Origin of the sequence: Shewanella algae, from assembly GCF_009183365.2 — a bacterium.
Lineage (GTDB): Bacteria > Pseudomonadota > Gammaproteobacteria > Enterobacterales > Shewanellaceae > Shewanella > Shewanella algae.
Map to the genome: position 1 here is coordinate 3006377 of NZ_CP068230.1, position 11490 is coordinate 3017866.

An 11490-nucleotide genomic window follows, 5' to 3' on the forward strand; every position below is an offset into this window, starting at 1 on the left:
GCGCTCAATCAGGATGTAAAGTGGATATTCTGCTCGAACCCAGCAGCTGGGCCATATTGGCCGCAGTCGGCCTGCTGGCCGGATTTATTGATGCCGTAGTCGGTGGCGGCGGCCTGCTGTCCATTCCCGCCTTGCTGACCGTGGGCATGCCGCCTCATCTGGCACTGGGGACCAATAAACTGGCGGCCTGCTTCGGCTCTTCCATGGCGGCATTTACCTACTACCGCAAGCAGTTGCTGACGCCAAAGTTCTGGCTGTTCGCCTTTATTGCCACCGCCGTAGGCGCCGTTATCGGCAGCATTGCCGTTTATCTCATAGATACCCGTTGGCTGGAAAAAATTCTGCCATTGCTTATTATCGCCATCGCGCTCTATTCGCTGTTTTCACCCGGAGCCATGGGCTGCAGCCAGTGTAAACCCGTGACCGAAACGCCGGCGAAACATAAACAGATACTTCAGGGGCTGGGGCTTGGCGCCTATGACGGCTTTGCCGGCCCAGGCATTGGCGCCTTTTGGGCAGTCAGCTCGACCGCGCTTTACCGCCTGCCCTTCCTGCACAGCAGTGCCTTGGCCAGAGCGATGACTTTTGTCAGCAATATCACGGCATTGATGATTTTCCTGCTGCTAGGTAAGGTGCACCTTTTGGTAGGTGTGGTGATGGGCTTGTGTATGATGCTGGGTTCTTATATCGGCGCCCACTCGGCTATCCGCTTTGGAATGCCGTTTATCAGGCCACTCTTTATTGCTATCGTGGTGCTTATCGCCGCCAATCTAGCCTGGAGTGCCTGGTTTTGAACACCAACCAACTGGTACAACGCCTGCGGGAACAACTCAGGCAGTTGGAGCAGGAAGTGCTGCAGCATGATGCCTCTTTGCCACCGGCGCAGCGCAAACTGCTGCAGGATACAGAACGCTTCAACAGCGAACTGTTTATTCAGCATGGTGCCCAACTCTATCCCTGCGTGGAACAGCTGCACAAGAGCATAGATCAGCTGGAAAAACAGTTACGCCATCAGTTGGCCCAACACACTATCGCCTTAAGCTGCGAACGCATTCAGGACAGGTTTGTCGCCCTGAAACGGGCCTTGGGAACCACAGGTCTCAACGCCAGGATCCAGAAGCTGCAGCAGGCCAGTAAACGGCAAAGCTACCAACAACGTCAGGGCCGCCGGCATCAGGAAAGTGGTTTTGGCTGGATAGCCGCAGGTGTTATGCAAAACAGCCATCAATTGTACGAAGAGCTGAACAAACATCTGAACTGGGCCAAAAAAATAGAACAAAAGATTGAACAATTGCAATCAAAGCTTGAAAACTGTCATAGTACTGACAAAATCCCCGTCCAGAATGACATCCTTTTGATGCATCGCCGCCTCGGTAAGTGCAGGCAGGCGATCAGCTATATTGAAGATCGCATTCAGGCATTTGAACGTCCGCATCAGAGTTACAATCGTTAAGGAGCAACAATGAAACTACGCTTGACCGCCTCGGCCCTACTGGCCCTGCTCAGCACTTCCTCGGTATTTGCGGCCAATCTGACCATCCCTATGTCTTTTGAGTATCTGGCACTGGATGGCAAGGAAATTGAAACCAGCAACTTCAACCACAAATCTGAGCTGGCACTGTCCGAAGGTGTCCACAAGATTGCCATTCGTTATCATGACATGATCGATGACGAGTTTTCCGACAGTCAGAGCTTCGTTAAGTCTTCTCCTTTCATTCTGACTCTGAAAGCCGAAGGCGACAACGAGTACATCCTCAAGCCTGCCGATGGTGACTACGTCAAGAAGCCCAAAGAGTTTGCCAAAACCCCTCAGGTCGTCATTACCCGCGCCGATAAGGGCCAGGTCAACTACCAGGTGGAACTGACTCAGCTGAAAGAAACCTCGTTCCTGTCGCAACTGTTCAGCGGCAACAATGGCCCTGATGTTGAAACCGCTGCCGCTGCCGTAACTGCAGGCAACATGGCAGCCAGTCAACCGGTAGCACCTGTATCCAAGCCATCACCCGTCAGCGCCATGACAATGCCAAGCAATGCTCCTCAAGCTGCCGGCCAAAATGGTGACAGTGCCGCTCACGCACAGCAAATGCTGCAGTACTGGTGGTTACAGGCCGATGAAGCGACTCGCAAAGAGTTCATGAGCTGGGCCATCAAACAGCTCTGATAGATGATCCCTTTGGTATATCACGCCAGCTATTCCAGGCTGGCGTTACCATCCCGGCACAGATTTCCCATCAGCAAATATCAACGCCTGTTTGAGTATCTGTGCCAAACTCCATTTTCCGGGCAATTCAGCCTCTGTTCTCCAAAGCCTGCAAACCAAACCGCCCTCGCTTCTGTGCATTGCCCTCAATATGTTGCCGGGTTTATTCACAATCGACTGGATCCCAAGGCGATGCGCCGCATAGGTTTTCCCTGGAGCGAACATCTACTGACGCGGACACTGCACTCAGTCGCCGGTACCGAGCTTGCGGCGCGAAAAGCGTTCGAGCACGGCATAGCGCTGCATATCAGCGGCGGTTACCATCACGCTCACCAGGACTTTGGCAGCGGTTACTGTATTTTCAACGATCTGGTCTATAGTGCCAGACGCATGATAAACCAAGGACTGGCGGACAAGGTTCTGATTGTCGACTGCGATGTCCATCAAGGCGATGGTACAGCCACCATGACAGTCGGCGATGCGAATATCATCAGTTGCTCAATACACTGCCGGCAAAACTTCCCCGCCCGTAAAGCAGACTCTCACTATGATATCGAGCTTGAAAAAGGCGCTGGTGATGACGAGTACCTCTCAACGCTGGAGCAGATACTGCCTTTGCTGATCTTGACTCATAGACCGGATCTCATTCTTTATGACGCCGGAGTCGATGTGCATGCTGAAGATGAACTCGGCTTGCTGCAGCTCAGCCTTGAGGGCATATTCCGGCGGGATATGAGCGTATTGCGTCATGCCAGAGACGCTGCAATACCAATAGCCTGTGTCACGGGAGGCGGATACTGCAAAGACCCTCTACAATTAACACTCAGACACAGTCAGTTATTTCATGCCGCTGCTATGCTATATCGCTAAAGGCTACAAACCAAATGCTATAAACCAAGCGTAATGCAGCAAAACTTTGGGGAGCGTCACCTATGCAGTTAGAGATCCGCAACTACTACGAAGTGCTGTTAATGGAAATCCTCGCTGAAGAGGGATTAATGGACGAGCTGCCGGTCGACTATGTGGCCGATCTGGCTTGTATCACGCTCAATCAACTACCAGTGCGCTACATTCACCATTTGGTAGACACCTATTTCTACGGTGACTATCAAGAGCAAGATAGAATGCGCAACGAAATCTACCAGGCATTAGAGAAATCACGGGCGTTTTTGAAATCCAAACTGCCCCCGAAACTGGAAACCGATCAGCAAGCGCAGGGGTAGCACAGGCCCAGTTATCAAGAAACACGGATAACTCTGTGTTTAAGCCTCACCTGCGGAAATAAAGTCACCGCTCTGCTGCTATTCTTTTACTTCTTGGCTGTCTTGTTTTGGCCGTTAATGAGGTGGTAGCCAAGCCATCGCAGTCCATGTAGCCAGCTGTTTATACCAAACAAAAGTGTTAATGGTAGCCATTGGTGCTTCTTCGCTATAGAGGGGCCGCGCTTCTGGCGCATCAAATATCTTGTCAGGAGTAACAGAGATAGGGGTGGAAATCGGCTTTAGCTAGACTCAAAGTGGACCACCTTGTGGACCCCTTAGGTACTTTCAGCGCTAACTATTTGAAAAGGTTTGGAATTGGAGGTTCCCCCAGAGCCACACCCCGGCACATGAGTCACTTGCTACGGTTGCTCCCTTCCGGGCCTGGCCGGGTTCACAAGTTATCATTGCGGGGGACCCTGGGGTCACCACAGATTTGCAGCCTTGCTGCAACGCCGGGGATTATCCATCATGGCCCCGCCGGGATCAAGGGAAATTACTAAGGTTTGCCCTCTGCGGCATTCAAGTGAACATAAGATAAACAAAAACTTGTGTTTATCTCTGCCCTTCAAAGTACCAACAGATGTTTATTCTGCTCGACCAGTTTGGCGCCGATACCCGTGACTTGGGTCAACTCATCAATGGATTTGAATTTACCTTGGCTGCTGCGATATTCAACAATCGCTTTGGCCTTGGCCTCACCTATCCCTTTCAGTAACTGCAGCTCAGATTCCGAAGCGGTATTAATGTTGATTTTATGAACCTGCGCTCGGCCGGCTTGCGGCGTTTGTGGGGTTTTGTCTTTAGTGGGCTCTCCGGCGTATAGGGGAGAACTCAGGGTGGCTGCAAGTAGCAAAGCATAGAATGGTGTTTTCATATAAGACTCCTGTCATTTGTTAAGGCCGGTATCCCTTTCCTTGGCCTTAAAGAAATGTAGACCAGCGCACGAATATTGCCAAATTATTGCAACTAGACATTAGTACAATAAGTTAATGTGACCAATGTCACCGTTTTAAACTTTCATTCTCTTTCAACAAAGTAAAGGCTGTGCTCCTTAGTTAACCGTTTGAAACAAAAAAACGCTCAAAGGCGATCAATTTATGGTGATGCAACTCTCATATTTGCCGCTTTCGTGATAGATTCCTCATGCAAATGTAGTGGGCATGGTAGTTAACTTACCCAAGAAAGCCCTTTGCCAAATGTGAGCTATGCCCTAAATTGCTTGCCATAAAAACAAGACGAGGAAGTTGAGAATGTCTTTAGAACAAACGGAAAGCTTACCCCCTTCGCAGACAGAGAAGAGCACCCAACAACGTAACATGTTGATCTTGGCTGCAGATATCCTGCTGCTTTTTCTATTGCACAGCTTTTTACCTTTTGAACCCGGGGTAAATACCGGTCTGTCTATCTTGGTATTTGCCGCTGTGCTCTGGCTTACTGAAGCCATTCATCTGAGTATCACGGCGATACTCATTCCGGTTCTGGCGGTATTTTTCGGTGTGTTTGAAACCAAAGCTGCCATGAGCAACTTTGCCAATCCAATTATCTATTTGTTTTTTGGTGGCTTTGTATTGGCTGCTGCCCTGCACCATCAAAAAATCGATACCCTTATCGCCCAAAAGGTGCTGCTGGCTTCCAAAGGTAAACTCAGCATCGCCTGTATGATGTTGTTTGGGGTAACCGCATTGCTGTCTATGTGGATCAGCAACACGGCCACAGCGGCCATGATGTTGCCTCTGGCACTGGGGATCTTGCAGCAACTGGATAAAGAGAGCCAGCACAACACCTATGTCTTTATGCTGCTGGGTATCGCTTACTCGGCCAACATTGGTGGCATAGGCACTCTGGTAGGTAGTCCGCCAAACGCCATCGCCGCTGCCCAGGCCGGCTTGAGCTTCAGCGACTGGCTGGAGTTTGGCCTCTTGACCGTGGCTTTGATGTTGCCAACCATGCTTATCGCCCTTTATCTGTATTTCAAACCGGATCTGTCGGTGGAATGTAAACTGGATATCGAAGATCAAAAACTGAGTTTCCAGGGAAAACTGACTCTGCTTATTTTCCTGGCCACAGTTTGCTGCTGGATCTTCAGTCAGCCTCTATCGGCTGCCCTTGGCGGTATCAGCCAGTTTGACACCATAGTCGCTCTTTCTGCAGTGGTTTTGCTGGCAGGGCTTGGCTTGGTTGGTTGGAAGAAAATAGAAAAAACCACCGACTGGGGTGTGCTGATACTGTTCGGCGGCGGTCTGACCCTGAGTGCCGTACTGAAAGCCACTGGTACCAGCGTCTTTCTGGCCCACTGGATGACAGACATCTTCGGCAGTACCCATATGTCGCTGTTCGTGTTTGCGGTCATTTTCTTTGTGGTAATGCTGACCGAGTTTGCCAGTAACACCGCCAGTGCCGCCTTGCTGGTACCTGTGTTTGCCGCTATCGCCGAAGCATTGGGGCTATCGCCCGTAATGTTGTCGGTGCTCATAGGTATTTCGGCATCCTGCGCCTTTATGTTGCCGGTGGCCACGCCACCCAACGCCATAGTCTACGGCTCAGGCTACATAAAGCAGTCTGAAATGATGCGTGCCGGTATTATCATCAACTTCATCAGTATGTTGGTGCTCTATATCATAGCCCACACCTTCTGGGGCATTTGATTCTCTTAAGGCCGAAAAACAAGGCGAGCCATGCTCGCCTTGTCTCTTTTAACTGATCACTGTCAGTGCCTGCTCCAGATCGGCTATCAGGTCATCCACATCTTCAAGCCCGGCCGATATTCGCAGCAGGCTGTCGCCTATGCCGGCTTTAAGACGCGCCTCTTGGGTATAGGGTGAATGGGTCATGGACGCCGGGTGCTGAATAAGCGACTCACAATCCCCCAGACTCACGGCAATTTTGAACAATCCCAGTCGATTGACAAAAGCCATGGACTGCTCCAAATCGGCCTTCAGCTCAAACGCCAACACCCCACCGGCCCTGCGCATCTGCGAGCCGATAAACTGATGGCCCGCATGGGAAACCAACCCGGGATAATGTACCTTGGCCACGGCTTGATGGGATTTGAGATACTGCGCCAGGCGCTCGGCGTTATCGCAATGACGTTCGAGTCGTACCGAGAGGGTTTTCAGGCCTCGCAAAATCAACCAGGCATCGAAAGGTGATAGCACGGCACCAATATCTTTTAGCTGTTGTTGCTTGATGGCCGTTATCGCCGCTTGTGAGCCACAGATGATACCGGCAATAACATCGCCATGACCATTGAGATACTTGGTGGCGCTGTGAACCACAAGATCGATTCCCAACTGCAGTGGCTGCTGCAGCAGCGGTGTCATAAAGGTGTTGTCCACTATGCTGGTCAGTTGATGGCGCTTGGCGATAGCGGCTATGGCGCGGAGATCATACACGGCCAGATGCGGGTTCACCGGCGTTTCGCAGAAAATCACCCGGGTGTTGGGGCGAACAGCCGCCTCGACGGCCGCGAGATCGGCAAAATCCACCAGAGAAACCTCAATACCGAAGCGGGCAAACTGCTCTGTCATCAATGAAAAAGTACAGCCATAGACGGCCGAGGAAGCCAGCAGATGATCGCCACAACTCAAGTATGCCAGCAAGGCCGCCGATACCGCGCCCATACCGGACGCGGCAGCAGCAGCGGCTTCAGCGCCTTCAAGCAGCGCCAGACGCCGCTCAAGCTCGGCAACCGTCGGGTTACCCAAGCGGGTATAGATATAGCCCTCTTCTTCACCGGCAAAGCGGCGACCACCGCTTTGGGCGGTATCAAAACAGAAGGTGGCACTCTGATATAAAGGCGACACCAATGCCCCGGAAGGCTCGCCCGAGTGGCCGCCATGAATAGCCAGTGTGGCTGAGTGCAGTGCTTTTGGCTGCTTGTGTTGCATGCTTAACTCCCCATGTCAGTCCGACCATCCCTTATATTGTTATTCGGCTTCTCGCCCGGGATGATTCAGTTGTCCTGGCACCAACATACTGAGTCAGCAAGACTTGCCCAAATCGGCAAGCAAAAATCATTACCCCTTGGTTGTAAAATCTTTGTTACGTTCGGTTTTTCTGGCCAGCACTGAGGCGGAAAAATCCTTCAGCTCCAACAGGAGTTCTTTGTGGATCCGCGACAGTTTGGGCTTGCTGGCACTGGAAAATGCCAGCGGCCGACAAAGCGCCATCGCCTGATAGCCAAGTCTCGCCGTCAACAAACCGCCACCCAGCCCCTGACCAAGCCGCGCCGAAAGCTTGCCGGACATCTCTACCGACAGCAATTGGGTACCCAAGTCGGTGGCAAGCTCTGTGGTGCCGGCATAGAGAATATTAACCAGGATCCCGCGGATCAGCCGAATACGGCTCCAATAACCCAGCTCTACCCCATAACAGCGGGCGATATCCTGGATCATCTTCTGATTGCGCCAGAGGATCAGCGCCATATCCAGTACCGCCAGCGGGCTGGCCGCCAACAATAGGGCCGATTCGGCCGCATAACGGCGCACCAGCTTCATACCAACCTTGTCGCGCTCGGTCAGCACTACCTGATCAAACAGCTGCAACTGCTCGGCATCATTCTGCTCCGGATTCAGCAGCGTCTGCAGCCTGTCCTGCTCCGGTCCCTTGGGCATCTGCTTGCAAATACCATAGATAAAATCGCGCGCTTCGCCCATCTGCATACTGCCGAGCAGGCGTTGCCCGGTTTGCTGGGTATCTTCCACCTGGCGCAGGCGTTTGAGTTTGCGCCATTCCCCGAAACAAAGCTTGCCTACCCAGGCCAGCACCAAAGCGAGCACCAGGCTGTAAAAACCAAACAGCCAAGGGCTGTCGCGCCAGGCATCGACAAGACCGAGCAGTGTCTGCACCACGACCGCCGCCATCACGCCCAACAGAGCCAAACGCGCCAACCAGGACCAGCGTTTGGGCTTGAGGGAGATGAGTTCATCCGCCTTGGGCTGTGCACTCAGCACTTGTTCCAGTTCGGCTTCTGTGGGGTATTCAACAAAATCATTGCCTTGGAAATCCTTGGCCGCGGCCAATTCGGCGGCGGATTCCGGCTGATGACTGAAAATTCTCTGCGGCGCCAACTCTGTGGTTTGCGTTTCATCAGCGTGACTGCCGTTGCCGGCAGCATTATCAACATGCTTTTCTGAACTGTGTTTTGCCACGACTTACCTCAACTTGTCGCCCAAAAGAAACTCCAGCAGGTGATCGAGCCGGATATGTTCATAGCCTAGTTCCGGTTGGCTGTCTGGCGGCGCAAACTCACAGAAATGAAATCCCTGCCTTTGCCAGAACGCTTGCTCAGGCAAGGCTCTGGGCACCTCGCCCGGATACAGGGTCACCTTCTGGCCATCGCTCATGCGTCGGCCACAGACCACTTCCACCTCCACGCCATCGGCATCTTTGACCATACCGTGACGGGTCGCTTTGATGGCGCTGATGGCCATGGTTTCCACCCGACTGCCGGCAAATCCGGCCTGTTGCCGACTGGGCGCCAACATGGCACTGAGTAGTGACAACACATTGCCCTGCTGATCCCGGGTCACCTGATCGACTTTACTGGCGGCAAACAGCAGAGTATCTATTCGAGGAGCAAACAAACGTCGCAGCAAATTGGACTGGCCATACTGGAAGCTGGCGCTGATGGCATTGAGTGCTTCGGCCATATCTTCAAACTGCGCCTTGCCACGATTAAGGGCGCTGAAGCAGTCCACCAGAATTAACTGACGGTCGAAACCGGCAAAATACTCCTGATAGAAGGGCTTGACCACTTTGGCCAGATATTGCTGATATCTGTGCCTGAGCACCTGATAATTGCTGCGACGTCCGGCAGATGCCAGTTGCTGCTTATCTTGGAGTTGCTCGGGTAACAGGGGAAAAAAAGCCAAAATTGGCGTACCGGCCAGCTCTCCGGGGAGCAACATTCGCCCCGGCTGGGCTTGATAAAATCCCTGTTGTTGCACCAGATCCAGCAGCAGTAACCGATAACTTTCGGCCATGGCGGCCAGCGCCTGCTCGTCGGCATCGGCGTACAAATCCAGCGTCGCCAGCGCCGCAGCAAACTTAGGGTAGAGAGTCGAGGCTTCCAGGGTTGATTGCCGGGCAAAGCGGGTTTCAGACCAGCGGTTAAAGTCCTGGCTCAACATGGGCAAGTCCAGCAACCACTCCCCGGGATAATCGACTATGTCGAGATGCAGTTTGGCGCTGTCGGCCAATTTTGCCAGCATCCCTTTGGTAGGCACATATTTGAGCGTCAGCCGCAGCTCACTGATACTGCGGGTCGATGCCGGCCAACTGGGCTTGGCCGCGGTCAAGCTGGCAATCGCAGCATCAAAGTCAAAACTAGCTATGGTCAAATCAGGCTGCAGCTCCCGCCTGACCCCGAGTAAACGTCCGTCGCGGCACACCTGAAATAGGGGTAAGCCACTGCCATCAGCCTCAGTGCCGGCGCGCAGCAGTCGATCCACCAGCGCGGTAATAAAGGCAGTCTTGCCAGCGCCGGAAAGGCCGGTAACCGCCAACCTAAGATGCCTGTCTGTGGTGCGCTGTGCCAACTCGCGGGTTTTGTGTTTGAGTTTGCCGAACTTTTGCCTGACGCTTGCCATAATTCTCCTGATACAAACAAACGGGGCGGTAAGCACCGCCCCTTGAACAAGGATTTATAGGTTATTGATCTGTCTTTTCAACTCGAACTGCTCAGAGGTGACATGTTGTTCGAGTGCCCTGAGCCTATGCTCCAGTGATTGAAAGCGATTGCTTACATCTCTGAGCGCCTGTTTGGCGGGCTCCCCGGCTTGCCAGACCTTTTTCTTGACCCCAATGTCCTTATGGGTGTCTTTGGCGGTCCAAGGTTTGACATCCAGTATCATCCACAGCACCAGATAGGTGATAATCACCATTCCATAGCCACCGAGCACAAGGATTGAAACCGTAGCCACCCGAACCAACCAAGGTTCCAGATTAAAGTACTCGGCTACCCCGGCACAGACCCCGGCGATCTTCCTTTGCTGGGGAATGCGGTAAAGAGTACGCTTGCCTGATTCAGTCATGACGTTGCCTCCATTCCGGGGACTCGGCATCCAGGATGGCTTCCAGCGTTTCAATCCTTTGGCCCATCTTGTCAGCTGTGTCTATCAAGTCGTTAAGCTGTTTGAACTCTGCTTCGGTAAGCCCCTGGCTCACCTGACGTTTACTGCGGTAATGCAGAATCAACCAGATTGGCGCCACAAAGATCATGAAGATAATCAGGGGTGCCAGCAGTAAGTCCATATCCATAAATCACCTCTGAGTCTGTATTATTTTTTGGTTTTGGCGCTATCGCCTTTCACCTTGGCCTTCAAGGCTTCCAGCTCGGCGCTGACAGAATCTTCGGCCTTGAGTGCCGCAAACTCCTCTTCCAGACTGGACTTTTTGCCACCAAGATCATAGGACTCAACTTCAGCCTCCAGCCCTTCGATGCGACGCTCATACTGCTCAAACTTGAGCATGGCGTTGTCGATTTTGCTGGAATCCAGCTGCTTTTTCACTTCCAGGCGTGAAGAAGCGGTTTGCTTGCGCATTATGATGGTCTTCTGGCGAGCCTTGGCATCGGCCAGCTTTTCCTGCAGTTGACCCACTTCCTCTTTCAGGCGGGCAATATGCTCTTCAACCACCTCGAGCTCTTGCTCCAGAGTTTGCGCCAGGGTAGCGGCTTTTTGCTTTTCAACCAGCGCGGCCTTGGCCAGATCTTCCCTGTCTTTGGTCAGTGCCAGTTCGGCCTTTTCCTGCCAATCCTGCACCTGAGCCTGCACTTTGCCAATACGGCGGAGCAACTCTTTCTTCTCTGCCAATACTTTAGCCGAAGTAGAACGCACTTCAACCAGGGTATCTTCCATTTCCTGAATGATCAGGCGCACCATTTTTTCCGGATCTTCCGCCTTGTCCAGCAAGGCACTAATGTTGGCATTAATGATGTCGGCAAAACGTGTGAAAATTCCCATAATCCTGTCCTCTACATTTATTGTGGGTCTCGGTTCTTGTAATACAGATCCCGTGCCAACTTTT

The 11490-nt window shown here is 52.5% G+C and carries 13 protein-coding genes and 1 other RNA gene; 6 read left to right on the forward strand and 8 right to left on the reverse strand.

Annotated elements, in window-relative coordinates; translation table 11 throughout:
* The first annotated feature begins 20 nt into the window (after positions 1 to 20).
* From E1N14_RS13470 to E1N14_RS13490, 5 genes are all read left to right on the forward strand, one after another.
* On the forward strand, positions 21 to 794 hold the full coding sequence (locus E1N14_RS13470) for a TSUP family transporter (protein WP_025011233.1): 774 nt from the start codon (positions 21 to 23) through the stop codon (positions 792 to 794).
* Positions 791 to 1453 (forward strand): primosomal replication protein, encoded by a 663-nt coding sequence (locus tag E1N14_RS13475; protein WP_025011232.1) that lies wholly within the window; start codon positions 791 to 793, stop codon positions 1451 to 1453. Before E1N14_RS13470 ends, E1N14_RS13475 begins: the two co-directional genes overlap by 4 nt.
* 9 nt (positions 1454 to 1462) lie before the next feature.
* Positions 1463 to 2161 (forward strand): DUF2057 domain-containing protein, encoded by a 699-nt coding sequence (locus E1N14_RS13480; RefSeq protein ID WP_025011231.1) that lies wholly within the window; start codon positions 1463 to 1465, stop codon positions 2159 to 2161.
* 3 nt (positions 2162 to 2164) lie between these two features.
* Positions 2165 to 3070 carry a histone deacetylase family protein gene (locus E1N14_RS13485; RefSeq protein WP_025011230.1) on the forward strand — a complete coding sequence of 302 codons (906 nt, stop codon included), beginning with the start codon at positions 2165 to 2167 and terminating at the stop codon, positions 3068 to 3070.
* Positions 3071 to 3132: 62 nt separating this feature from the next.
* A complete protein-coding gene (locus E1N14_RS13490) occupies positions 3133 to 3423 on the forward strand; it encodes a late competence development ComFB family protein (protein ID WP_025011229.1) in 291 nt (96 codons plus the stop codon).
* Positions 3424 to 3786: 363 nt separating this feature from the next.
* Here E1N14_RS13490 and ffs read toward each other — a convergent pair.
* Both ffs and E1N14_RS13500 read right to left on the reverse strand, forming a co-directional pair.
* An RNA gene (gene ffs / locus E1N14_RS13495) (signal recognition particle sRNA small type) lies at positions 3787 to 3882 on the reverse strand.
* A 145-nt stretch (positions 3883 to 4027) separates the two neighbouring features.
* Positions 4028 to 4336: a ComEA family DNA-binding protein gene (locus E1N14_RS13500; RefSeq protein WP_025011228.1), complete on the reverse strand. Its 309-nt coding sequence runs from the start codon at positions 4334 to 4336 to the stop codon at positions 4028 to 4030.
* A gap of 376 nt (positions 4337 to 4712) precedes the next feature.
* Here E1N14_RS13500 and E1N14_RS13505 point away from each other — a divergent pair, with 376 nt between their 5' ends.
* Positions 4713 to 6107 (forward strand): DASS family sodium-coupled anion symporter, encoded by a 1395-nt coding sequence (locus E1N14_RS13505; RefSeq protein WP_025887150.1) that lies wholly within the window; start codon positions 4713 to 4715, stop codon positions 6105 to 6107.
* 48 nt (positions 6108 to 6155) lie between these two features.
* Here E1N14_RS13505 and E1N14_RS13510 read toward each other — a convergent pair whose 3' ends face one another.
* The 6 genes from E1N14_RS13510 to pspA all read right to left on the reverse strand — a co-directional run bounded on the left by E1N14_RS13510 (position 6156) and on the right by pspA (position 11426).
* Positions 6156 to 7349 carry a trans-sulfuration enzyme family protein gene (locus E1N14_RS13510; protein ID WP_025011227.1) on the reverse strand — a complete coding sequence of 398 codons (1194 nt, stop codon included), beginning with the start codon at positions 7347 to 7349 and terminating at the stop codon, positions 6156 to 6158.
* Positions 7350 to 7478: 129 nt separating this feature from the next.
* On the reverse strand, positions 7479 to 8612 hold the full coding sequence (locus E1N14_RS13515) for a TIGR01620 family protein (protein ID WP_025011226.1): 1134 nt from the start codon (positions 8610 to 8612) through the stop codon (positions 7479 to 7481).
* A 3-nt stretch (positions 8613 to 8615) separates the two neighbouring features.
* The gene (locus E1N14_RS13520; RefSeq protein ID WP_025011225.1) at positions 8616 to 10052 is read right to left on the reverse strand and encodes a YcjX family GTP-binding protein; all 1437 of its coding nucleotides are present in this window, start codon (positions 10050 to 10052) and stop codon (positions 8616 to 8618) included.
* Positions 10053 to 10106: 54 nt separating this feature from the next.
* Positions 10107 to 10496 (reverse strand): envelope stress response membrane protein PspC, encoded by a 390-nt coding sequence (gene pspC / locus E1N14_RS13525; RefSeq protein WP_025011224.1) that lies wholly within the window; start codon positions 10494 to 10496, stop codon positions 10107 to 10109.
* The gene (gene pspB / locus E1N14_RS13530) at positions 10489 to 10722 is read right to left on the reverse strand and encodes an envelope stress response membrane protein PspB (protein ID WP_025011223.1); all 234 of its coding nucleotides are present in this window, start codon (positions 10720 to 10722) and stop codon (positions 10489 to 10491) included. Before pspB ends, pspC begins: the two co-directional genes overlap by 8 nt.
* A 20-nt stretch (positions 10723 to 10742) precedes the next feature.
* A complete protein-coding gene (gene pspA / locus E1N14_RS13535) occupies positions 10743 to 11426 on the reverse strand; it encodes a phage shock protein PspA (protein ID WP_028780442.1) in 684 nt (227 codons plus the stop codon).
* Positions 11427 to 11490: the final 64 nt, after the last annotated feature.